Origin of the sequence: Streptomyces sp. T12 (genome assembly GCF_028736035.1) — a bacterium.
Taxonomy (GTDB): Bacteria; Actinomycetota; Actinomycetes; order Streptomycetales; family Streptomycetaceae; genus Streptomyces.
Genome location: NZ_CP117866.1, coordinates 1632450 through 1655657, shown reverse-complemented (window position 1 = coordinate 1655657; position 23208 = coordinate 1632450). Strand labels below are relative to the sequence as shown.

Below are 23208 nucleotides of genomic sequence, written 5' to 3'. Positions count from 1 at the left end.
CGCGCGTGCCGGACAGGCGCCCCAGGGGCCCGTCCGGCACGCCGGTGGGGCCATTCGGAGGTATCGGCCGCGACGTGCGACGATGTGCGGCATGCCGCAGCCCCCCGTTCGGAGCACACCTACGCGCCCCTCGCGCCCGGACGCGTCCATGTCGTTGCTCACCAACGTCATGGATCACAGCCTCGACGACGGATACGCCGAGGCCGCCGAACGGAAGAAGGCCGCGGGTGACGGGGGCCTGCCCAAGACTCTGAGGGCGAAGCTCGGCCTCGCCGCCGGTCTGGTGCTCGCGGCGCTCGTGGTGACCGTGGGGGCGGCGCAGGCGCGGGTCGCGGCGCCCGTCATGGCCAAGGAGCGCGAGGAACTGATCGACCGCATCGACCGTGAGACCGCGGCGGCGGACAAGCTGGAGGAGACCGTCGACAAGCTGCGCGACGATGTGAGCGCGCGGCAGCGCGAGGCGCTGAAGACGACCGGCGACAGCGACCAGGCGGAGCTCGTGGGCATCCTGGCGGGCGCTGTCGAGGTGCACGGGCCCGGTGTGAAGCTGGTCGTGAACGACGCCAAGGAAGCCTCCACGGGCGCCGACGGCGGCCCGCGCGGGACATCCGGGTTCTCCGACACCGGGCGGGTGCGCGACCGTGACATGCAGCGTGTGGTCAACGGGCTGTGGGAGTCGGGCGCCGAGGCGATCTCCATCAACGGGCAGCGGTTGACGGCCCTGTCGGCGATCAGGGCCGCGGGTGACGCGATACTGGTCGACAACAAGCCGCTGGTTCCGCCGTACACGGTGCTCGCGGTGGGCGACGGGGAGCGGCTCAGCGCCAGGTTCCAGGACAGCGCCGACGGGCTGTATCTGCACGCCCTGCAGGAGAACTTCGGGGTCAGGACCGGCATTTCCGTGCAGGACGACCTCCGGCTGCCCGCCGCACCGAGTGTGATCGTACGTACAGCACAGCCGAACACCGAGAAAACCGAGAAGGGCACATCGTGATCGCCGTACTGGGCCTCGTCGTGGGAGTCGTGGCCGGCCTGTTGGTCCGGCCTGAGGTTCCGGCGGTCGTCGAGCCTTACTTGCCGATCGCCGTCGTGGCGGCTCTCGACGCCGTCTTCGGAGGGCTGCGGGCCATGCTCGACGGGATCTTCGACGACAAGGTCTTCGTCGTGTCGTTCCTGTCCAATGTGGTCGTGGCCGCGCTGATCGTGTTCCTGGGCGACAAGTTGGGCGTGGGGGCCCAGCTGTCCACCGGTGTCGTCGTCGTGCTCGGCATCCGTATCTTCTCGAACGCCGCGGCCATTCGCCGGCACGTGTTCCGGGCGTGAGGCCGATGAGCAACCACGACGAGACGCCCGAGAACAGGTTGCGCAAGGAACTGCCGGAGGAAATGCCGGCCGCCGGCGCATCCGAGGCCGTGAAAGCCCCCGAGGCCATGGGCGCCGCTCCTGAGGCCGTGAACGGCCCCGAGGAGCAGCGGAGCGAGCTGACCGGACGGCAGCGGCTGGCGAAGGGGCTGTGGCCGCCGCGCGTGACCCGGGCCCAACTCATCGTCGCCCTGCTGCTGTTCGGCCTCGGCTTCGGTCTGGCCGTCCAGGTCGCCTCGAACAGTGACGGTGACAGCGCTCTGCGTGGCGCACGTCAGGAAGATCTCGTTCGCATCCTCGATGAACTGGACGACCGTACTCAGCGTCTTGATGACGAGAAGCAAGGTCTCGAGAAGCAGCGGGACGAACTGGAGAACAGTTCGAACCAGGCCGAGGAGGCCCGCAAGCAGACGGTCGAGAAGGAGAGGCAACTCGGCATTCTGGCGGGCACGGTGGCCGCGCAGGGACCTGGCATCACGATGACCATCGACGACACGAAGGGGACGGTCGAGGCGGACATGCTGCTCGACGCGATCCAGGAGCTGCGCGCGGCCGGCGCGGAGGCGATCCAGGTGAACGGCGTACGCGTTGTCGCAGGCACCTATCTGACGGATTCCGGCAACAGCGTGAGCGTCGACGGGAACAAGATCAACGCGCCCTATCGTTTCAAGGTCATCGGCAAACCGCAGGACCTCGAGCCGGCGCTCAACATCCCTGGAGGCGTGGTGCAGACTCTCGAGAAGGAGCAGGCCACCGTGACCATCGAGCGGTCGGACAAGATCGTCGTGGACGCCTTGCGAGCGGCGAAGCGGCCTGACTACGCTCGGTCGTCCTCCCAGTGAACCGGGGGTGCATGGGGGACATCCGGCGAGGGCATGAGGTTGCGGGGGGTCGGCGCACCGAATGGGTGGTGCGTGGTGGAAACTGTCTGGTGGAGACGGACGTTGTGAGGGTGTCCGGGTCGTTCGGAGAGTGCAGTCAGGGTTCGTCCTGCCCCACGGGCGGGTCTGTTTCGGTCAAGGGGAATCGCCCGTGAAGTTGTTTGCGAAGTTGTTCGGCAAGAGCGCGCGAGAAGGCAGCGACAACGCCACCGCTCGTCATCGCGCACAGGGGGACGAGGAAGGCCAGCGCCCGCTGTTCAGGGACCAGGTGCCTGGGCCGGGCGGTGACATTCCCGGAGGTCAGGGCGCGCCGTCAGTTGACCCTGCCCAGTCCGGAGGCATAGGTTTCGGGCAACCGTCAACCTCAAGTACGGGTGGAGGGTTTTCCCCGATGTCGGCCCTGGTGTGTACGAGGTGCGGTAACCGCAACGCGGAAAGCAGCCGCTTCTGTTCCAACTGCGGTGCGCCGCTGCGCGCGGGTGCGGCGCCCGAGCGTCCTTCCGAGACGACCTCCACGATCTCCATTTCGGGCCTCGAGGCCTACGATGCCGAGGCCACCGGCCAGACGCCGATTCCGGCGCTGTCGCCCGAGGCCCAGGCGGCCGTCGACGCGCTGCCGCTGGGTTCCGCGTTGCTGGTGGTGCGCCGGGGGCCGAACTCGGGCAGCCGCTTCCTGCTGGACGGCGATCTGACCACTGCCGGGCGGCACCCGCAGAGCGACATCTTCCTGGACGACGTGACGGTCTCGCGTCGGCACGTGGAATTCCGTCGCAGCCCGGACGGCTCGTTCACGGTGGCCGACGTCGGCAGTCTGAACGGTACGTACGTCAACCGCGAGCGGATCGACCAGGTCGCTCTGAACAACGGCGACGAGGTCCAGATCGGCAAGTACCGTCTGGTGTTCTACGCGAGCCAGCGGGGCTACTGACCCTCCCCCGGAGCCCGTCCGGGGAGACCCAGGGAAGGTCCATGCTGAATTCACCGAGCGGCGGTGCCGGGCACGGCATCGCCGCCACGGACAGTCGGCTGATGAGCATCGGTACGGTGCTGAACGCGCTGCGCGAGGAATTCCCTGACATCACCATCTCCAAGATCCGCTTTCTGGAGTCGGAGGGCCTCGTCGAGCCTCAGCGGACCCCCTCGGGGTACCGCAAGTTCAGCGCGCGGGACGTCGAGCGGCTCGGACACGTACTGAGGATGCAGCGGGACCACTATCTGCCGCTCAAGGTGATCCGTGAGCACTTGGACGCCATGGAGCGCGGGGAGGCCGCACCGCTGCCGACCGTGTGCCGTCAGCGGGACGGCGAATCCGTCCTGGAGCCGGCCGAGAGGCGTACGGCGGCCCGGATCGGGCGGGCCCAACTGCTTGCCGCCGCCGAGATCGGTGAGCAGGAGCTCGAGGAGTGGGAGTCGTACGGGCTGATCACGCCGTTGCCGGACGGGGCGTACGAGGCGGAGGCAGTCACCGTGGCTTCGCTCGTCGCCGAGCTGGGGCGCTTTGGGATCGAGCCAAGGCATCTGCGGGTGATGAAGGGCGCCGCCGACCGTGAGGCCGGGCTCGTGGACCAGGTCGTGGCCCCGCTGAGGCGGCACCGCAATCCGCAGACCAGGGCGCACGCGGAGGCTCGCGCCAAGGAGCTGGCGGGGCTGACGGTGAAGCTGCACGCCGCGCTGGTGCAGACCGCTCTCGGGGTACGGCTGCCCTGAGCGGGGCATGCACAGGAAGGGCGGATCGGCCACCCGTTCCCGGCCCGACTACCCAAACGTCCCGAGCACGGCCTAGGGTTGCTGTGTGAACGAGCTCGATGTCGTAGGTGTCCGGGTCGAAATGCCCTCCAACCAACCGATCGTGCTCCTGCGCGAAGTGGGAGGCGACCGCTACCTCCCCATCTGGATCGGGCCGGGGGAGGCAACGGCGATCGCTTTCGCCCAGCAGGGCATGGCCCCCGCGCGACCGCTGACCCACGACCTGTTCAAGGACGTGCTGGAGGCCGTCGGCCAGGAGCTCACCGAAGTACGCATCACGGATCTGCGTGAGGGTGTCTTCTACGCCGAGCTGGTCTTCGCCAGCGGCGTCGAGGTGAGCGCCCGCCCGTCCGATGCCATAGCGCTGGCCCTGCGCACCGGAACGCCGATCTACGGCAGCGACGGGGTGCTCGACGACGCGGGCATCGCGATCCCGGACGAGCAGGAGGACGAGGTGGAGAAGTTCCGCGAGTTCCTCGACCAGATCTCGCCCGAGGACTTCGGCACCAGCAGTCAGTGAGGCGGCGCGGGCGGCGGCCCGACGGACTCGCGTCCGTGGTGGTGCGGCCCACAGTCGGTTACAGCTCAAATGCCGGTATTTGCCAGCGGCGAGCGCGAGCGTCCTACGCCCTGCTCCGAGCGCATTCGGCTAGCCTTTCCCCGCGGTGGGGTACGGGAAACCACTCCTAGGGTGATTATCACTCGGCGTGCCGAGTGTGGCGATCGTTGACGCACCCCTGGTGACTGCCTACCGTCGAGAAGGCAGGTCAAGGACGGAGGTCGGCGTGAGAAGCAGCGGCGACGGTACGGCTGGGGGTGCCCCCGGACGCAGTTTCGGGGCGAGCGGCCCGTACCCGCTTCAGAGCCCGCTTCAGGGCAGCGCGGCCGATCACGCTACGCAGCGACCGACGGCCGTGCCGAGCAGCGGCGGAGGGGCGGCGTCCATGGAGACCGAGCAGATCGGCTACCGCGGTCCGACGGCGTGTGCGGCCGCCGGCATCACGTACCGGCAACTGGACTACTGGGCGCGCACCGGCCTCGTCGAGCCGAGCGTGCGGCCCGCGTACGGGTCGGGAACCCAGCGGCTCTACAGCTTCCGGGACGTCGTCGTCCTGAAGATCGTCAAGCGGTTCCTCGACACCGGTGTGTCGTTGCAGAACATCCGTACCGCCGTGCAGCATCTGCGGGAGCGGGGCTTTCGTGATCTGGAGCGCATGACGCTGATGAGCGACGGTGCGACGGTCTACGAGTGCACCTCGCCGGACGAGGTCCATGCGCTGCTCCAGGGTGGGCAGGGGATCTTCGGGATCGCCGTGGGTGTGGTGTGGCGGGACGTCGAGAGCGCGTTGTCGCAGCTGCACGGGGAGCGGATCGACACCGGGGAGACTCTGGTCGGGCACAATCCGGCGGACGAGCTGGCCCGGCGGCGCAACCGGGCGGTCTGAGCGGTCTTTGCCGCTTTTGCCGAGGTGCCTCGCAGTGGTCGGGCGGGTAGGGCGAGGTCCGGCGGTCACGGGCCAGACGGTCGTAGCAGGGCATTGTCAGTGGCGTGAGGCAGCATCGGAGATGTGAGGAACGCGCCTACGATCCTGCATCTCGACATGGATGCCTTCTACGCCTCGGTGGAGCAGGCATCCAAGCCGAGCCTGCGCGGGAAGGCCGTGATCGTGGGCGGGCTCGGGCCGCGGGGCGTCGTCGCCACCGCGTCCTATGAGGCTCGGGTCTTCGGGGTTCACTCGGCGATGCCCATGGCCCAGGCGCGCCGGCTGGCGCCGAATGCCGCGTATCTCGTGCCGCGCTTCGGGATCTACCGTGACATCAGCGAGCAGGTGATGGCGCTGCTGCGGGAGCTGTCGCCGCTGGTGGAGCCGCTGAGCCTGGACGAGGCCTTCGTGGATCTGGAGGCCGGGGGAGCGGCCTGGGACGAGGGGTCCGCGCGGCTGGTGGGGGCGAAGCTGCGCGCTGACATACGTGCGGTCACCGGGCTCGCGGGGTCGGTGGGCCTGGCCGCGTCCAAGATGCTGGCGAAGATCGCCTCGGAGCAGGCCAAGCCCGACGGGCTGGTGGTGATCGAGCCCGGGACCGGGCGGGCGTTGCTCGGGCCGATGTCCGTGCGGACGTTGCCGGGGGTGGGACCGGCGACGGGGGACCATCTGCGGCGTGCCGGGATCAACACGGTCGAGGAGATCGCCGAGGCGGGTGAGGACGAGCTGGTTCGGCTGCTGGGCAAGGCGCATGGGCATGCCCTGTACGCCATGGCGCTGGCGCACGACGAGCGGCCGGTGGTGGCCGAGCGGGAGGCCAAGTCCGTGTCGGTGGAGGACACCTATGACGTGGACATTCACGACCGGATTCGGGTGGGCCTGGAAGTGCAGCGGCTTGCCGATCGTTGCGTGCGGCGGCTGCGTGGGGCGGGGTTGTCCGGGCGGACCATTGTGCTGAAGGTGCGGCGGTACGACTTCTCGACCTTGACCCGTTCCGAGACGTTGCGTGGGCCCACGGATGATCCGGGAGTGGTGCGGGAGGCTGCGGCGCGGCTGCTGGAGTCCGTGGACACGACGGGTGGTGTGCGGCTGCTGGGGGTCGGGGTCAGTGGGCTGGCCGACTACACGCAGGAGGATCTGTTCGCGCAGGCGGCGGGGGAGCAGGTCGAGCACTCCGAGGAGGAGGGCGACCACGAGGAGCCTGCGGAGGAGCGGCAGGCGGTGCCTGTCGAGCGGCGGTGGCCTGCGGGGCACGATGTGTGGCATGTCGAGTATGGGCACGGGTGGGTGCAGGGGAGTGGGCTTGGGCGCGTGACTGTGCGGTTTGAGACGCCTGAGTCGTCGGAGCCGGGGCGGGTGCGGACGTTTCGGGTTGACGATCCGGGGTTGGAGGGGGCGGATCCGTTGCCGTTGGTGCGGGCCAGACCCGGAGGGGCTGGGGGACGTGGGGGGCCTGGTGGATCTGGGGCTGGTGGGGCATTAGGGGTGGGGGAGGCCGGATCGGTCGAGGCCGGATCGGTTGAGGAGAACGGTGGGGGAGTCGGGGAGATGCCTGTGGCGCGTGGGTAGGGGGCGGGCGGGGGTGGGAGCTGCCGTGCGTCGCTGCTTGGCCGGCGTGGTGGTGCCCGTGGAGGTGGGGTCGCTTGCCCGCGCTGGCGGGGTGCCGCTGCGCCCACCCGTGCCGCCCCAGCGGCACGACTGCCCGCAGCTACGTGTGCTGGGGCCGGACCGTCCTGGGACCGTGTCCGCAGGCGTGGCTGTTGGGGTGGCCCGTCGGGCGGTGGTGTCGGCAGTTGTGCCTGCTGGGGTGGCTGTCGTGGGGTGGTGTCCGCGGATATGGCTGTTGGGGTGGCCCGTCGGGCCGTGGTGCCGGTAGCTGTGCGTGCTGGGGTGTGTCGGTCCGCGGATATGGCTGCGGGAGGCCGTCGGGTGGTGGTGCCAGCGGCTGCGCTGGCTGGGCGCCCTGTCTGTAGGCGTGTCCGCGTGCTTGGTTTCGCGGGCGGCTCGTCCTGCAGTGGCGTTCGCAGCTGTGTGGGTGGAGAGGGCTGTTCTGTGGCTGCGGCTGCGGCTGCGGGCGCGGTGCGGTGCGGTTGGGGGAAGTAGGGGCCTGGCGTGGCTGGTCGCGGTCAGGGGTGTGGGTGTGTTGGCCGGGGGCCGTTGTCTTCTGGTGTTTCCCTGCCTGCCAGGTTGCCGAAGTCTCGGTCCGGGGGCGGGGAGGGAGGGGCCACGTCGAGGCCGTAGTGGTGGTAGAGCTGGAGTTCCTGTTCGGGGGAGAGGTGGCGGCCTACGCCGAAGTCGGGGGCGTCCTTGATCAGGGCGCGGTCGAAGGGGACGTGGAGGGTGCCCTCGACCAGTTCGCTGGGCTCCAGGGGGACGAAGGCGTCCCGGGAGAACAGGCCGGTGCGTATCGCCGCCCATTCCGGAACTCCGGTCGCGTCGTCGAGGTAGACCTCGTCGATGGTGCCGATCTTGGTGCCGCTGCGGTCGAAGGCCTTGCGGCCGATCAGGTTGCGCGGATCGATGTCGGTCTGCACGGGGCCTCCACTGGTCGCAACTCATCCGTAAGCACTACGAAAAGGCACATTGGGGAGCGCGGCCACTCGAAAGTCAGTGCGTTGACCCCGCTGGTAGGCTGGCTAGCGGCTGCTGACCCCGTGCGGGAGAGTCCTCCGGACACCATCCGGAGGCGCCGAAGGAGCAAATCCTCCCCGGAATCTCTCAGGCACACGTACCGCACGGACGAGGTCACTCTGGAAAGCAGGGCGGGTGTCGACGGCTTCCGCTCTCACCGACGGTGAAAGCCGGGCGCCCTTGGGTGACCCGGTGAAGCTCTCAGGTTGAGATGACAGAGGGGGAGGCCGTCCGGGCACCCGCGCCGTGGTGCCCCTCGAAGGTCGTGTCAGACCAGGAGGCCTCCGCAATGACCGCCCATCGCATTCCGCTCGCCGAGCTCGAGCAGGGGATCCCTTTCGAGCAGCGTCATATTGGTCCTGATCATGAGGCCAGGGCCAAGATGCTTGCCCATGTCGGGTACGGCTCGCTCGACGAGCTCACCGCCGCCGCGGTGCCGGATGTGATCAAGAACGCCGATTCCCTTGATCTGCCGGGGGCGCGTACCGAGGCCGAGGTGCTCGCCGAGCTGCGGTCGCTCGCCGACCGCAACCAGGTGCTGGACTCGATGATCGGGCTCGGGTACTACGGGACCTTCACACCGCCGGTCATCCTGCGCAATGTCATGGAGAATCCGGCTTGGTACACCGCTTACACGCCGTATCAGCCCGAGATCTCGCAGGGGCGGCTCGAAGCCCTGCTGAACTTCCAGACCATGGTCGCCGACCTCACCGGACTGCCGACCTCCGGTGCCTCGCTGCTCGACGAGGGGACGGCGGCGGCGGAGGCCATGGCCCTGTCCCGGCGTATGGGCAAGAACAAGAAGGGGCTGTTCCTGGTCGACGCGGATGTGCTGCCGCAGACCATCGCCGTGATCGAGACCCGCGCCGAGCCGACCGGTGTGGAGGTGGTCGTCGCCGATCTCAGCGACGGCATCCCGGCCGAGATCGCCTCGCGTGAGATCAATGGCGTGCTCGTGCAGTACCCCGGCGCCTCCGGTGTCGTACGGGACATCAAGCCCGTCATCGAGCAGGCCCATGAGCTCGGTGCCCTCGTCACCGTCGCCGCCGATCTGCTCGCGCTCGCGCTGCTGAGGTCGCCCGGTGAGCTCGGGGCGGACATCGCGATCGGGACGACGCAGCGGTTCGGTGTGCCGATGGGCTTCGGCGGGCCGCACGCCGGCTACATGGCCGTGCACGAGAAGTTCGCGCGCAGCCTGCCGGGGCGGCTCGTGGGTGTGTCCGTGGACGCGGACGGGAACAAGGCGTACCGGCTGGCCCTGCAGACGCGTGAGCAGCACATCCGGCGCGAGAAGGCGACCAGCAACATCTGCACCGCGCAGGTGCTGCTCGCCGTGATGGCCGGGATGTACGCCGTGTACCACGGGCCCGAGGGGCTGAAGGGCATCGCCCGGCGGACGCATCGGTACGCCTCCATCCTCGCCGCGGGCCTCACGGCAGGTGGGGTGGAGGTCGTGCACGGCTCCTACTTCGACACGCTGACCGTGCGTGTGCCTGCGAAGGCCGCCGAGATCGTCGCCGCCGCCCGGCAGAACGGCGTCAACCTTCACCTCGTCGACGCCGACCACGTGTCCGTCGCCTGCGACGAGACCACCGCGCGGGCCCAACTGGGTGCCGTATGGACGGCGTTCGGGGTCGAGGGCGACATCGAGGCGCTGGACGCGGTGACCGAGGACGCCGTTCCGGGCGCGCTGCTGCGCACCGACGATTACCTCACGCACCCTGTCTTCCACCAGCACCGTTCCGAGACCGCGATGCTGCGCTACCTGCGCAGGCTCGCCGACCGCGACTACGCGCTGGACCGGGGCATGATCCCGCTCGGGTCCTGCACGATGAAGCTCAACGCGACGACCGAGATGGAGCCGGTCACCTGGCCGGAGTTCGGGCAGCTGCACCCCTTCGCGCCGGCCGAGCAGGCGCAGGGCTATCTGACCCTCATCCGCGAGCTGGAGGAACGTCTCGCCGAGGTCACCGGCTACGACAAGGTGTCGTTGCAGCCCAACGCCGGGTCGCAGGGTGAGCTGGCCGGGCTGCTCGCCGTACGCGGATACCACCGGGCCAACGGGGACGAGCAGCGGACCGTGTGTCTGATTCCGTCTTCCGCTCACGGGACCAATGCCGCCAGCGCCGTCATGGCCGGCATGAAGGTCGTCGTCGTGAAGACCGCCGAGGACGGTGAGATCGACGTCGCGGATCTGCGGGCGAAGATCGAGCAGTACCGTGACGAGCTGTCGGTGCTGATGATCACGTACCCGTCGACGCACGGCGTGTTCGAGGAGCATGTCGCCGACATCTGCGCGCAGGTGCACGAGGCGGGCGGGCAGGTGTACGTCGACGGCGCCAACCTCAACGCCCTTGTGGGGCTGGCCAAGCCGGGGCACTTCGGTGGCGATGTCTCGCATCTGAACCTGCACAAGACCTTCTGCATCCCGCACGGTGGCGGTGGCCCCGGGGTCGGTCCGGTGGGTGTGCGTGCTCATCTGGCGCCGTACCTGCCGAACCATCCGATGCAGCCGGCGGCCGGACCGGAGACCGGTGTCGGGCCGATCTCGGCCGCGCCGTGGGGTTCTGCCGGGATCCTGCCGATCTCCTGGGCGTACGTCCGGCTCATGGGTGGCGAGGGGCTCAAGCGGGCCACGCAGGTGGCCGTGCTGTCCGCCAACTACATCGCCAAGCGGCTGGAGCCGCACTACCCGGTGCTCTACACCGGGCCCGGCGGACTCGTCGCGCACGAGTGCATCATCGACCTACGGCCGCTGACCAAGGCGACGGGGGTGAGCGTCGACGACGTGGCCAAGCGGCTCATCGACTACGGCTTCCACGCGCCGACCATGTCGTTCCCGGTGGCCGGGACGCTGATGATCGAGCCCACCGAGTCCGAGGATCTGACCGAACTCGACCGGTTCTGCGAGGCGATGATCGCCATCCGTGCGGAGATCGAGAAGGTCGGGTCGGGTGAGTGGCCCGCCGAGGACAACCCGCTGCGGAATGCTCCGCACACCGCCGGGGCGCTGGGCGGGGAGTGGGAGCACGCCTACAGCCGTGAGGAGGCCTTGTTCCCGGCCGGGGTCACGGTCGCTGACAAGTACTGGCCGCCGGTGCGCCGGATCGACCAGGCCTTCGGTGACCGGAACCTCGTGTGCTCCTGCCCGCCGCTGGACGCGTACGAGGACTGACGTACCGAGGTACTGACCTACAGACGGACTGACGTACCGAGGGCCTCACGTTCAGACGTAGGCGAATGAAGGGCTCCGCCCTGGCCTTCCCGGCCGGGCGGGGCCCTTCTGTGTCACGCCGTCGACAGGGCGACCTCCGTCGCCTTGACCAGCGCGACGACCGGGGCTCCGGGGGAGAGGACGAGGTCGGTGGTGGCGTCCCTGGTGATGGCCGCGGTCAGGGCGCCGCCCTCCACGGCGATCTTGACCGACGCCATCGCGCCGCCGGTGGCGATGCCGGTGATCGTGCCGGGAAGCTGGTTGCGGATGGACAGGCCCTCGACGGGGGCCGTGGCGAGGGAGATCTCCGTCGCTTTCACGAGGGCCTTCACGGCGGTGCCTTCGGCCAGGCCCAGATCCTCGACGGCCTCCAGGGTGATCGCCGCGGTGAGGTCCTGGCCGCCGTTGAGGCGGAGCTTGACCGTTGCCATGACCTCGCCGGGGGTGATGGCGGTGATCGTGCCGGGGAGTTGGTTGCGGATGCTCAGGGTCATGGGGAAGCGCCTCGCTGACGGTGGGGGCGGGTGGGGGCGGGGGTATGTGGGGGATTGTCGTAAGTTGTCGCCTGTACGGCGGTCCCTACCGTAGTGCGGAGTTCAGGAGAACCCCGACGCTTTGAGCACCGCTCGCGCCGTCGCGTCGTCGATCTCATGCCCCAGCCGCTCCAGCACGTCCACACCTTCGCGCAGCGTCCCGCGTTGGCGTGAGCGGCGTACCCCGGTGTCGAGCTCGTGCCACAGCAGCGGGTTGGCGACGAGGATCCGTGGGTCCAGTTCCAGGCGGTGGCCGTCCGTGTCGCACAGGGTCAGGTGCGCGCAGATGTCGCCGTACTGCCGTACCGTCACCAGCGCGTCCGTGCGCACCGCCTGCCGTCGTACGAGGCCGCGCACCGCCAGCCAGCCCGGGCCCGCGGTCACGCGCTGCGGAAGCAGGATCGTGAAGACCACGGCCGTCAGCACCAGCCACAGCAGGGCCCGGGGCGGGGTCAGGGTCTCCGCGTCGTAGTCGACGAGCAGGGCCATCGCGAGGAAGGCGAGAGCGCAGCCCATGGCGAATCGGGCGCTGTCACGCCAGTGGCGGTCGCCGGTCGGGGCCGGACGCGCTCTGCTTCCTCCGGACGGCACAGTGCAGACGGTAGGGGCCCCGGCGCCGGAACGGCCCCGGCTGACGGCGCTCTGACGCCTTACGGTTCAACCTTGACGCGATCCTGATGGCCGCGGCCGTTTCAGCCGGTGTGCACCCGTGGCCTGCGGTCCCGGTCGGGCTCGGCCTCGCGCAGCACCTCGCGGGTGACCGGGGCGACCTCGCCCTGGCCGAAGAGGAAGAAGCGCAGGAAGTTGTGGAAGGGGTTGCCCTCGGTCCACTCGAAGTAGATGTGCGGGATGCAGCCGGTCGTGTCGCGGACGTGCAGGAGCAGTGCGGCCAGGGCGTTGGGGATGGAGGACGACTCCAGGGTGAGGACGCGGTAGCGGCCGTGCATGACGTCGCCGCGCACGGTCAAGCCGGCCTCGAACTCGGAAGGGTCCGTCACCGTCACCTCGACGAAGACGAAGTCCTCCTGCTCGGGCATGTCGTTGTCGTTGCGGATCTGCTCGATCTTGTCGCGGTACTCGGCCTTGTCCCGGCGGTCCGGCTCGTTGGCGATGAACCGGATCCTGCGGCTGGCTATGTCCCTGACGAATCGTTCCGCCATGTCGTCCAGCGTCACGCTGGTCACGCGGAGCTCGAAGGCGCGCAGCAGCCGGGAGAGCAGGGAGATGAGGATGATGCCGGCGATGAAGCAGGCGCCGATCTTCACGCCGTCGGGGCGCTCGATGACGTTCATGACGGTGGTGTAGAGGAACACCGCGGAGATGACCGCGAAGGCGATGGTCCAGTGCCGCTGCCCGGCCTTGCGGGCCGCGATGGTCACGGCGATGGCCGCGGAGCTGATCAGTACCAGGACGCCGGTGGCGTACGCGCCGCCCTGGGCGTCGACGTCGGCGTCGAAGATCCAGGTGACCAGGAAGGCGACCAGCGTGAAGACGATGACCATCGGACGCACCGCGCGTGCCCAGTGCGGGGCCATGCCGTAGCGAGGCAGGTAGCGGGGCATCAGGTTGAGCAGGCCGGCCATGGCGGAGGCGCCGGCGAACCACAGGATGGCGATCGTCGAGACGTCGTAGACCGTGCCGAAGGCGCCGCCGAGGTACTCGTGGGCGAGGAACGCCAGCGCGCGGCCGTTGGCCTCGCCGCCCGACTCGAACTCCTTCTCCGGGATCAGCAGCGTGGTGATGAAGCTCGTCGCGATCAGGAAGCAGCTCATGATCAGGGCGGCGGTGGTGAGCAGCTTCTTCGTGTCCCGGATCCGGCCCGCCGGCTGCTTCTCGGTGTCGCCGGGGTCGCCCTTGACGTGCGGCATCACGGCGACGCCGGTCTCGAAACCGGAGAGGCCGAGGGCGAGCTTGGGGAAGACGATCAGGGCGACGCCGATCATGACGAAGACGTTGCCGTGCTCGGCCGTGAGGGCGTTGGACCAGTCGGTGACCACGTGCTCCTCGGTGAGGACGTGGTAGAGGCCGACGGCCACGACGACGGCGTTGAGCACGAGGTAGACGCCGACCAGGGCGACGGCGACGCCGATCGCCTCCAGGAAGCCCTTGAGGAACACCGCGCCGAGCAGCGCCACGAGGATGAGGGTGATCAGGAGCTGCTTGTCGTGCAGAGCGCTGTTCAGGTGCGGGTTCTCGACCAGGTGGGTCGAGGCGTCGGCCGCCGACAGCGTGATGGTGATCAGGAAGTCCGTGGCGGCGAAGCCGAGCAGGGTCAGGACGAACAGCTTGCCCTTCCAGAAGGACAGCAGCCGCTCCAGCATCGAGATGGAGCCCTCGCCGTGCGGGCTCTCCTCGGCCACCCGACGGTAGACGGGCAGGGCGCCGGCGAGGGTGACGATCACGAGCACGATGGTCGCGACCGGGGAGAGCAGGCCGGCCGCGAGGGCGGCGATGCCCGGCTGGTAGCCGAGGGTCGAGAAGTAGTCGACGCCGGTGAGGCACATGACGCGGTACCAGGGCTGGCCCTTGGGGGCGGGCTCCGGCTCGGCGTGCGCGTCCTGGGGACCGTGGCCCTTGCCCATGTCGGACAGCCCCTGCAGCATCCAGGCGCGCAGGCGACTGGGCGGCGGGTGTTCGGTCGTGGCGGCCATCGGCGTGCTCCTGATGTGCGGATCTGCGTAGTGTTCCGGCCATCCCGCGGACGGCGGCACCAGCGTAAGCAGAGAGTGACGCACGGGCCCACGGATAGGGGGCCCGGCGGCGTCAAGCTTCCGTTAAGACTGGCCGTGTCGGCGCTGGCTGCACATCAACAATCGAGCTCGGGGCCTTGCGGGTGTCCTGTCGGGCTGTACGGGGGACGTGCGGATGCCTTGCGGTGGGTGGATACCCAGCGTGATGGTGCGAGCGGGTTCCGTGTCGCAAATGCGTGTTGAGTCCGGAGCGGGAGAGGGGAGGGGGTGCCCGCTGCGGTGGCTTCGTAGCGGCACGGTTGCCGGGCAGGTGGGGTGGGTCCAGCAGAGCAGTAACGGGGCGCAGGGCGGCAGCCGTTGGTGGTCGGCCAGGCCTCGTGTCAGCATCCCGTCAGCGTCCGGGCGATCGCCGTCAGAGTGCCGTTATGAACCGTCCGGAACCCCGGACGCCGGGCATAGCGTCAGTGGCAAGCCCCGGTCCGCCTCCCCGCGTCCGGGGCTGTCGAAACCACTCGCCCGATCTACCGCGCACCCACCTCGGCCCCCCCGCGCACCTACCTCGGACCCCCCGCGCATCCACCTCGCACCCCCCGCACCCCCCGCACCCACCTCGGACCCACCCGGAGGCATCCCATGGCAGACACCCTGTCCGACGACGACCCGGAGCCCTCCGATCGGTTCCCGGCCGGTCCGCTGTACGTTCCGGTCCGGCCGGGACCATCGGGGTGCGTGACGCGCCTCTTCCGCACACCTCTCGGCGACCGTACGGCCGTCGGCTTCACCTCCGAACGGCAGTTGATCGCCACGCTCGGCCCACAGCAGGCGTGGATCGGGCTCGCCGAGCCCGCGCTGCGCGCGCTGACGGCACCTCTCGGTGTCACCACCCTCACGCTGGATCCCCAGTTCGCGGCACCGCCTCCCACGCCGGTCGAGCCCGTCGCCCCTGTTCCCGCACTGCGGATCGGCTGAGGGGACCCCACCATGACCACCCTTCACGAACCTGCGGTGACCGCCGGCGCCGACGCCCTGTCCGTGTGGCCCGTCTCCACCGCCGAGCCCCGCCCGGGTGCCCTCTGCGTCGGCGGCGTGCCCCTGGCCGAGGTCGCCGATCGCTTCGGCACCCCCGTCTACGTCCTGGACGAGGCCGAGGTGCGCGCACGCTGCCGCACCTACCGGCACGCCTTCCCCGACGCCGAAGTCCTGTACGCGGCCAAGGCGTTCCTGTGCCGGGCGATGGTCCACTGGATGGACGAGGAGGGACTCGGACTCGACGTGTGCTCGGCCGGCGAACTCGAACTCGCGGTCACCACCGGATTCCCGCCGGACAGGATCGTGCTGCACGGCAACGCCAAGTCCCCGCGCGACCTGGAGACCGCCCTGCGCCTCGGAGTCGGCCGTATCGTCATCGACAGCCCGTCGGAGATCGCCCGGCTGGCCGCGGCGGTCGGGCCGGGCGGACACCAGAAGGTGATGGTCCGCGTCGTGCCCGGCATCAGCGCCGGCGGGCACGAGAAGATCCGCACCGGCACCGAGGACCAGAAGTTCGGACTCTCCATCTCCGACGGGTACGCGCAGCACGCCATCGCCCGCATACTCGATCAGCCGCAGCTCCAACTGACCGGTCTGCACTGCCACTTGGGCTCACAGATCACCAGTGTCAAGCCCTATCTGTCCGCCGTACGGCGCCTGGTCGGCCTCATGGCCCGGCTGTACGAACAGCACGGTCTGGTCCTGCCCGAACTCGACCTGGGAGGTGGCCACGGCATCGCCTACCGGCCCGGTGAACCGGCCCTGGACCTGACTCTGCTGGCCTGCAAGGTGCGTGCGGAGCTGATCGAGGCGTGCACGGCAGCGGGGCTCGCCGTGCCCCGCCTCATCATCGAACCCGGGCGGGCGATAGCGGGCCCGGCGGGGATCGCGCTCTACCGCGTCCTCGCCGTCAAGCACACCGGCGCGCACCGTTACGTCGCCGTCGACGGCGGCATGAGCGACAACCCCCGGCCCGCCCTGTACGGGGTCCGGTACGCGCCCCGCCTGGTGGGCCGGCGCAGCACCGCCGCCCCGACTCCGGTGACCGTGGTGGGCCGGCACTGCGAGGCGGGCGACGTCGTCGCCGCCGACGCCGAACTCCCCGACGACATCCGCCCCGGAGACCTGCTCGCCGTGCCGGTCGCCGGCGCCTACCACCTGTCCATGGCGTCCGGCTACAACCTGGTCGGCCGCCCACCGGTGGTCGCCGTGGACGACGGTCACGCCCGGCTGCTGATCCGCCGCGAGTCCTTGGAGGACATCCGCAGCCGCGACGTCGGCCTGTAGCCGACGCGGCCTCCCCGACCCACCTCCGGACGAGAGGCGGCCTGGCCCGGCCCTCGTCCGGAGGTGCCGTGCACCCCTGTAATCCGCCCCGTAATGTTCGTCATACGGGCCGAATGTTTCGGCGCTTTCTGCTTCAGCTTCCGAGTACTTCCCCGGCGCCCGCACATCATGGAGTGGGTGGACGGTCGACCGAAGGTCGGCCCCCCGTGCGGGGGCGGCACGCGGCGCCGGCGGCCGGCGTCCCGCCGCTGCCGTGACGGTTGGCGGCAGATTCACCGCGTACAAGGGGTTGCCACCGTTTGGCAGCTGTCTCTAGGGTGCGGCAACAACGCAGCTTTCTGGATCAATTCCGAAACTTTCGATCCAGTGGACGGCCATGAACGGGCCGTCCCGTACCCAAGGAGCGCATGATGGGCGACCCGGGACTGTCCCGCCGCGGCTTCCTCGCGACCTCTGCCGCAGCCGGTCTGGGCATGACGGCACTGAGCGGTTGCGGCGGCGACTCGGGCGGAGGGTCGTCGGACGGGACGACCACCATCGAGTGGTGGAACATCTCCACCACCGAGCCGGCGAAGGGCGTCTGGGCGGCGCTGGCCAAGAAGTTCGAGGCCCAGAACCCCAAGGTGAAGATAAAGATCGTCCAGATGGAGAACGACGCCTACAAGTCCAAGATGACGGCGCTGACCGCCTCCGGGAAGCTGCCCGACATCTTCCACACCTGGGGCGGCGGGGTCCTCAAGCAGCAGGTCGACGCAGGCCTCGTCGAGGACCTGACGGACCGGACCAAGGACTTCGCCGACGGCCTGCTGGAGGTCGCGAAGGAGGCGTACATCCTCGACGAGAAGGTGTACGGCATCCCGTTCGACATGGGCATGATCGGCTTCTGGTACAACAAGGCGCTCTTCAAGGACGCGGGCATCACCGAGCCGCCGACCACCTGGAGCGGCTTCCTCGACGCCGTGCGCGACCTGAAGGCGAAGGGCACCACCCCGCTGGCCCTGGCCGGCAAGGAGAAGTGGCCCGGCATGTACTACTGGGCCTACCTCGCGATGCGCACCGCCGGCGCCGCCGCCCTGCAGAAGGCCTATGACGACAAGGACTTCACCGGCGACGCCTTCGTCCAGGCCGGTCAGCACCTCCAGGAGCTCGTCGACCTGCAGCCCTTCCAGAAGGGGTTCCTCGGCGCCGCCTACTCCACCCCCACCGGTCAGGCCGCGGCCGTCGGCAACGGCAAGGCGGCGATGGAGCTCATGGGGCAGTGGGCCCCGGTCGTGCAGGCGGACGCCGGCAAGGGACTCGGCGACGACCTCGGCTTCTTCCCGTTCCCCGCGGTCGCGGGCGGCAAGGGCGCGATCACCGAGGTGTTCGGCGGAGGCGGTGGACACGCCCTGCGCAGCGGGGCTCCGCAGGCCGCCGTCGACTTCCTGAAGTTCTTCGCCTCTCAGGCGACGGACGTGGAGCTGGTGAAGAAGACCGGCGTCCTCCCGGTGGTGCCGGGGGCCGAGAGTGCCATCACCGACCCGAACATCAAGGCCGTACAGGCACAGTTGAACGGCGCCACCGGCTTCCAGCTCTATCTCGACCAGGCGTACGCGCCCGCCGTGGGCCAGGAGGTCAACGACAGCGTGGCCGCGCTCATCGCCGGGTCCAAGTCTCCCCAGCAGGTCACCGAGTCCATCACGCAGACCGCGAAGGAAGAGCAGTAGCCGGCGATGACCTCCACGTTCCTGCCGGACAAGCGGACCGGCCCCGACGGCCCCGATGCCGACGTTTCGCCCCCGTCCACCGGCGCGGCCCGGGGGCGGGCCCGGCGGCGCGCGCTGCACTGGCTCACCGCGGTCGCCTTCCAGGTGCCCGCCCTGGTGCTCTTCCTCGTCCTGGTGCTGCTGCCGATCCTGTTCGCGCTGTACGCGGCCTTCTTCCGCTGGGGCGGCTTCGGCATGCCGTCCGACTACATCGGCACCGACAACTTCACCCGGCTCTTCGAGGACCCCGTCTTCCTCGGGGACCTGTGGCGCTGCCTGGTCCTGGTCGTGCTGTCGGTCGCCGTCCAGCTGCCGTTCGCGCTCGCCATGGCCGTACTGCTCAACCAGAGGCTGCGCGGCCGGGCCGTGTACCGGATGCTGTTCTTCGCGCCGTACGTGCTGTCGGAGGCCATCACGGGCGTGCTGTTCAGCATGATCTTCGCCCCCGACGACGGGCTCGCCGACCACGTCCTGGGCTACGTCGGGCTGGACGGGCTGGGCGGGGAGTGGTTCGCCGACCCGTCCATGGTGATGGCGACGCTCTTCCTGGTCATGACATGGAAGTACTTCGGCTTCCACATGATGCTCTACCTGGCCGGACTCCAGTCCATCCCCAAGGAGTTGACCGAGGCCGCGCTGATCGACGGCGCGGACGCCTGGCAGCGCTTCCGCAGCGTCACCCTGCCGCTGCTCGCGCCCACCCTGCGCATCAGCGTCTTCCTGTCCGTCATCGGGGCGATCCAGCTCTTCGACCTGGTCTGGGTCACCACCGCGGGCGGGCCCGACCACCACTCCGAGACCATGGCCGTGACCATGTTCCAGTACGGCTTCAAGCGCTACCAGGTCGGCTACGCCAGCGCGATCAGCGTGGTCATGTTCGGCATCAGCCTCGTCTTCGCCCTCGCCTACCAGCGGTTCGTGCTCCGCCGCGACCTCCAAGGAGCCACCACGACGATGAGGGGAGACGCCAAGTGACGGCCAAGTCCGGCAGGAAGAGCCTGCCCCTGCACCTGATCCTCGTCGTGGTCGGCGCCTTGATGGGCCTGCCCCTGCTGTACGCCGCCCTGTCCGGCTTCAAGTCCACCGACCAGCTCTCCCGCAACCCCGTGGGACTGCCCGGCCCTTGGGTGTTCTCCAACTACCGCGACATCCTCGGCTCGGGGGACTTCTGGCGGCTGGTCGGCAACAGCACGCTGATCGCGGTGGCGACGACCGTGCTGGTGGTCGCCGTGTCCGCGCTGGCCGCGTTCTCCTTCGCCCGATTCGCCTTCCGCGGCCGGGAGCTGCTGTTCACCCTGTTCACGATGGGGCTGATGTTCCCCTTCGCGGTGGCGGCCCTGCCCCTGTTCCTGTTGCTGCGTTCCATGGGGCTGCTCGACAACCCCCTCGGCGTGATCCTTCCGCAGGCCGCGTTCGGGCTGCCGATGACGATCATCATCCTGCGCGGCTTCTTCCGGGAGATCCCCGGCGAGTTGGAGGAGGCGGCCACGCTGGACGGATGCGGACCGCTCGGGTTCTTCTGGCGGGTCCTGCTGCCCATGGCACGGCCCGCGCTGGGCACGGTCTCGGTCCTCGCCGTCGTCACCAGCTGGAACAACTTCTTCCTGCCGCTGCTGGTCTTCACCGACTCGACCTGGTGGACCCTGCCGATCGGCGTCCAGCAGTACCAGGGCCAGTACTCCGCGGACTACGCCCGCGTGTTCGCCTACCTCGTGCTGGCCATGGTCCCCGCCCTCGCCTTCTACTCGGTCGCCGAGCGCCAGCTCGTCGGCGGCCTCACCGCCGGCGCCACCAAGGGATGACGCGCGCAGGCGGACGTACGGCTCGACACACCACCGATCCGTGAGGAGTCGCACCATGCGCAGTACGACCACCCGCTCCCGCACCCGGCTCAGACTCGCCGGGGCCCTGGCCGCCGTGCTGGTCGCGGCCGGCGTGGCCACCGGCCCGGCGGCGCAGGCGGACGAACGGCACGGCAAGCAGCCCACCCTCGCCGAACTGGCCCAGCGCCACGGCCGCTACTTCGGCAGCGCCACCGACAACCCCGAGCTCGTCGACGAGCCGTACAAGGCGCTCCTCGGCAGCGAGTTCGACCAGATCACGCCGGGCAACGGCATGAAGTGGTACGCCACCGAGCCCCAGCAGGGCGTGTTCGACTTCGCCAAGGGCGACGAGATCGTCGACCTCGCCCGCGCCCACCACCAGAAGGTGCGCGGGCACACCCTCGTCTGGCACAGCCAGCTGCCCGACTGGCTGACCGGCCGCGAGTGGACGGCGGCCGAGCTGCGGGCCGTCCTGAAGAAGCACATCCAGACGGAGGTACGGCACTACCGGGGCAAGGTCTTCGCCTGGGACGTCGTCAACGAGGCGTTCAACGAGGACGGCACGTACCGCGAGACGGTCTTCTACAAGACGCTCGGCCCCGGCTACATCGCCGACGCGCTGCGCTGGGCCCGCCAGGCCGACCCGAAGGTGAAGCTCTACCTGAACGACTACAACATCGAGGCGATCGGCCCGAAGAGCGACGCCTACTACCACCTCGCCAAGGAGCTGAAGGCCGAGGGCGTTCCACTCGACGGCATCGGCCTCCAGGCCCATCTGGCGCTCCAGTACGGCTATCCGAGCACGCTGGAGGACAACCTCCGGCGCTTCGCCAGGCTCGGACTCGACACCTCGCTCACCGAGGTGGACATCCGGATGATCCTCCCCGCGACGCAGGAGAAGCTGGCCGAGCAGGCCGACTGGTACGCGGACCTGACCGACGCCTGCCTCGCGGTGCGACGGTGCGTGGGGATCACGATCTGGGACTACACCGACAAGTACTCCTGGATCCCGGCGTTCTTCGAGGGGCAGGGCGCGGCCCTGCCGTGGGACGAGCAACTGCGCCCGAAGCCGGCGTACTTCGCGCTGCGGGAAGCACTGAAGTAGCTCCCGGCTACGGTGAGTGACCGCCCCCGGACACACGTCGGGGCCGGCTCGCAGTCAGGTCTGCGACCGGCCCCTGGAGGTACGCCGGGCGTCCGTCGCGCCGCCCGGTGGTGCGGGCCTGTTCGGCGTGGTTCGCCGGCAGGCGTTACGCGGCGGTCATCACCTTGCCGGTGCCCAGTGGACGGTGCGGGGCGATGATCTGGCCGTCCGGCAGGAGCTCACCGGTGTCCTCGAAGAGCAGAACACCGTTGCACAGCAGACTCCATCCCTGCTCCGGGTGGTGCGCCACGAGACGGGCGGATTCCCGGTCGGCGGAGTCGGCTGACGGGCACGGTGGCTGGTGCTGGCACATGGATGCGATCTTTCGCTCTGTCGTGAAGGGTGAAGTGGCTGTGGTGTCTGTATCGCGGCGTGAAGCTTCGTTCATGGCCGCCCCCCGTTGGTGATTGGTCGGTCGGAACCCAGTGTTGCCCCACGGGCGTGAATCCGCAGGGATTTCGCAGCACCGCTTCTCACAGGTTGAGGACGCGTCACCCGCGCGGACGGTTCATCCCAACTCCACTGTCATTTCGGATGGTTCGAAGTGGTCGGATGGGGCTAGTCCGCGAGAGCCGGGGGCTAGCGGGCTCATTCGAGCGCATTCTCGCTCGTACGAGTTCTTTACATTTACGCGTGTGTTTTCTGTTGTCCGATACGAGCCTAGTCCCACCGCCCCGATTCCACCGCAAACAGCGGCGTACCCCGCCACCCGGAATCGGGCAGCAGGGTACGGGGCCGTTCGCGCGGTGTGCTGTCAGGCGGGTGAGCCGAGCAGGGGAGGCAGCGGAGCCGGGGTCGCCCGATGCGTGAGTATCGGGAGCAGTTCGGCGACCCGGTGCGGCACGTGGGCCGCGATGCCGGGCGGCGCCGGGGCCAGCGGCACGAGGATGTCCGTGCCGTCGGGGTGCCCGGTGGTGCCGTCCGCGGTGCAGTCGCCGTGCAGCCAGAGGGTCAGCATGTAGAGGCCGGGGAACGACAGCAGGCGCGGCTGGTAGGACTGCGTGATCGTCTCGGCCTGGCGCAGCGCCCGCTCCGTGGAGGCGATGTAGGGACCCTCGAAGAAGTGCGAGAAGGCCCAGCCGTCGGGCGTCAGCCGGGTCTCGGCCGCGGCCACCGCGCGGTCGCCGCAGCGGATCAGGAAACGCCAGCCGGCCAGCCGGGTCGCGGACACACCCGCCGGGGTGATCTCGTCCACGACATGGACGGGCAGCGGGAGTTCGGGTGTCGCGGGCCCCTGAGCGGCACGCAGGGAGGGAGTTCGGGCCTCGAGGACCGCGGTGGGCGAGCTGAGCGCGGTCAGGACGGAGCGAAGTGCGGGCGCGGGAGCCGGGGGGACATGCAGTGGCATGGTGGGTCGCCTCTCTCGTTCGACAGGCACGGTGGCGCGAGGGCGTGGCGGGGGCGGACGGCGCTGTCAGCTCACGAAGGTCAGAGAGGCGGGGGCCGGGGTCTGGGAGCGAGAGACGTGGGTGAGGCCTGCCGTACGTCACGTGGACGGCAGGTCCTGGACCGCGGGCGCCAACCCTCTGCCTTGATTGCGGAGTTTATACGACGAGTGTTCAGACGGTGTTTCGTCTAACCGCTTTTGGTGCACCCGGCAAGGGTCCATTCGGTCAGCGGTATGCGGGAATCATCCCGA

21 protein-coding genes and 1 riboswitch are annotated in these 23208 nt (G+C 69.4%); of the genes, 15 read left to right on the top strand and 6 right to left on the bottom strand.

The genetic code is table 11. From position 1 onward, the window contains the following. Positions 1-82: 82 nt before the first annotated feature. The 8 genes from PBV52_RS07285 (at position 83) to PBV52_RS07250 (ending at position 7042) form a co-directional block, all read left to right on the top strand. On the top strand, positions 83-994 hold the full coding sequence (locus PBV52_RS07285; RefSeq protein ID WP_274237473.1) for a DUF881 domain-containing protein: 912 nt from the start codon (positions 83-85) through the stop codon (positions 992-994). Further along, positions 991-1323 carry a small basic family protein gene (locus PBV52_RS07280; RefSeq protein WP_003988855.1) on the top strand — a complete coding sequence of 111 codons (333 nt, stop codon included), beginning with the start codon at positions 991-993 and terminating at the stop codon, positions 1321-1323. Before PBV52_RS07285 ends, PBV52_RS07280 begins: the two co-directional genes overlap by 4 nt. 5 nt (positions 1324-1328) lie before the next feature. Beyond that, positions 1329-2204 (top strand): DUF881 domain-containing protein, encoded by an 876-nt coding sequence (locus PBV52_RS07275; RefSeq protein ID WP_274237472.1) that lies wholly within the window; start codon positions 1329-1331, stop codon positions 2202-2204. Between the two features lie 61 nt (positions 2205-2265). Next, a complete protein-coding gene (locus PBV52_RS07270; protein WP_274237471.1) occupies positions 2266-3171 on the top strand; it encodes an FHA domain-containing protein in 906 nt (301 codons plus the stop codon). 41 nt (positions 3172-3212) lie between these two features. After that, positions 3213-3950, top strand: a complete 738-nt coding sequence (locus tag PBV52_RS07265; protein WP_274237470.1) for a MerR family transcriptional regulator — start codon at positions 3213-3215, stop codon at positions 3948-3950. 85 nt (positions 3951-4035) lie between these two features. Beyond that, entirely contained in the window at positions 4036-4509 is a 474-nt protein-coding gene (locus PBV52_RS07260) for a bifunctional nuclease family protein (RefSeq protein WP_004002801.1), read from the top strand. A 265-nt stretch (positions 4510-4774) separates the two neighbouring features. Continuing rightward, a complete protein-coding gene (locus PBV52_RS07255) occupies positions 4775-5434 on the top strand; it encodes a MerR family transcriptional regulator (protein ID WP_274237469.1) in 660 nt (219 codons plus the stop codon). Positions 5435-5557: 123 nt separating this feature from the next. After that, positions 5558-7042, top strand: coding sequence for a DNA polymerase IV (locus tag PBV52_RS07250; RefSeq protein ID WP_274237468.1), 1485 nt, complete (start codon positions 5558-5560; stop codon positions 7040-7042). A gap of 557 nt (positions 7043-7599) precedes the next feature. Here the strand turns inward: PBV52_RS07250 and PBV52_RS07245 are convergent. Further along, on the bottom strand, positions 7600-8007 hold the full coding sequence (locus PBV52_RS07245; protein ID WP_274237467.1) for a PRC-barrel domain-containing protein: 408 nt from the start codon (positions 8005-8007) through the stop codon (positions 7600-7602). A 113-nt stretch (positions 8008-8120) separates the two neighbouring features. After that, positions 8121-8217: riboswitch (glycine riboswitch) on the top strand. A gap of 176 nt (positions 8218-8393) precedes the next feature. Here PBV52_RS07245 and gcvP point away from each other — a divergent pair. Beyond that, the gene (gene gcvP / locus PBV52_RS07240) at positions 8394-11279 is read left to right on the top strand and encodes an aminomethyl-transferring glycine dehydrogenase (RefSeq protein WP_274237466.1); all 2886 of its coding nucleotides are present in this window, start codon (positions 8394-8396) and stop codon (positions 11277-11279) included. Positions 11280-11392: 113 nt separating this feature from the next. Here the strand turns inward: gcvP and PBV52_RS07235 are convergent, their stop codons facing one another. From PBV52_RS07235 to PBV52_RS07225, 3 genes are all read right to left on the bottom strand, one after another. Continuing rightward, positions 11393-11812 (bottom strand): molybdopterin-binding protein, encoded by a 420-nt coding sequence (locus PBV52_RS07235; protein ID WP_274237465.1) that lies wholly within the window; start codon positions 11810-11812, stop codon positions 11393-11395. 102 nt (positions 11813-11914) lie between these two features. Continuing rightward, on the bottom strand, positions 11915-12367 hold the full coding sequence (locus tag PBV52_RS07230) for a hypothetical protein (RefSeq protein ID WP_274249312.1): 453 nt from the start codon (positions 12365-12367) through the stop codon (positions 11915-11917). Between the two features lie 176 nt (positions 12368-12543). Further along, positions 12544-14502: an amino acid transporter gene (locus tag PBV52_RS07225; protein WP_274237464.1), complete on the bottom strand. Its 1959-nt coding sequence runs from the start codon at positions 14500-14502 to the stop codon at positions 12544-12546. A 672-nt stretch (positions 14503-15174) separates the two neighbouring features. Here PBV52_RS07225 and PBV52_RS07220 point away from each other — a divergent pair. The 6 genes from PBV52_RS07220 to PBV52_RS07195 all read left to right on the top strand — a co-directional run bounded on the left by PBV52_RS07220 (position 15175) and on the right by PBV52_RS07195 (position 21530). Continuing rightward, complete coding sequence (locus PBV52_RS07220; RefSeq protein WP_274237463.1) at positions 15175-15510, top strand: SAV_915 family protein; 336 nt, start codon at positions 15175-15177, stop codon at positions 15508-15510. A gap of 12 nt (positions 15511-15522) precedes the next feature. Further along, the gene (gene lysA / locus PBV52_RS07215) at positions 15523-16857 is read left to right on the top strand and encodes a diaminopimelate decarboxylase (protein ID WP_274237462.1); all 1335 of its coding nucleotides are present in this window, start codon (positions 15523-15525) and stop codon (positions 16855-16857) included. Positions 16858-17267: 410 nt separating this feature from the next. Further along, complete coding sequence (locus PBV52_RS07210; RefSeq protein WP_274249310.1) at positions 17268-18563, top strand: extracellular solute-binding protein; 1296 nt, start codon at positions 17268-17270, stop codon at positions 18561-18563. 6 nt (positions 18564-18569) lie between these two features. Then, a complete protein-coding gene (locus PBV52_RS07205; RefSeq protein ID WP_274237461.1) occupies positions 18570-19577 on the top strand; it encodes a carbohydrate ABC transporter permease in 1008 nt (335 codons plus the stop codon). Further along, positions 19574-20404, top strand: a complete 831-nt coding sequence (locus PBV52_RS07200; RefSeq protein WP_274237460.1) for a carbohydrate ABC transporter permease — start codon at positions 19574-19576, stop codon at positions 20402-20404. The genes PBV52_RS07205 and PBV52_RS07200 overlap by 4 nt, the downstream gene beginning before the upstream one ends. Positions 20405-20459: 55 nt before the next feature. Further along, a complete protein-coding gene (locus tag PBV52_RS07195) occupies positions 20460-21530 on the top strand; it encodes an endo-1,4-beta-xylanase (protein WP_274237459.1) in 1071 nt (356 codons plus the stop codon). A 145-nt stretch (positions 21531-21675) separates the two neighbouring features. On the opposite strand, the gene PBV52_RS07190 is transcribed toward PBV52_RS07195, so the two are convergent. Then, positions 21676-21882 carry a DUF5999 family protein gene (locus PBV52_RS07190; protein WP_030053671.1) on the bottom strand — a complete coding sequence of 69 codons (207 nt, stop codon included), beginning with the start codon at positions 21880-21882 and terminating at the stop codon, positions 21676-21678. Between the two features lie 441 nt (positions 21883-22323). Further along, positions 22324-22917, bottom strand: a complete 594-nt coding sequence (locus tag PBV52_RS07185) for a hypothetical protein (RefSeq protein WP_274237457.1) — start codon at positions 22915-22917, stop codon at positions 22324-22326. Positions 22918-23208 lie beyond the last annotated feature (291 nt).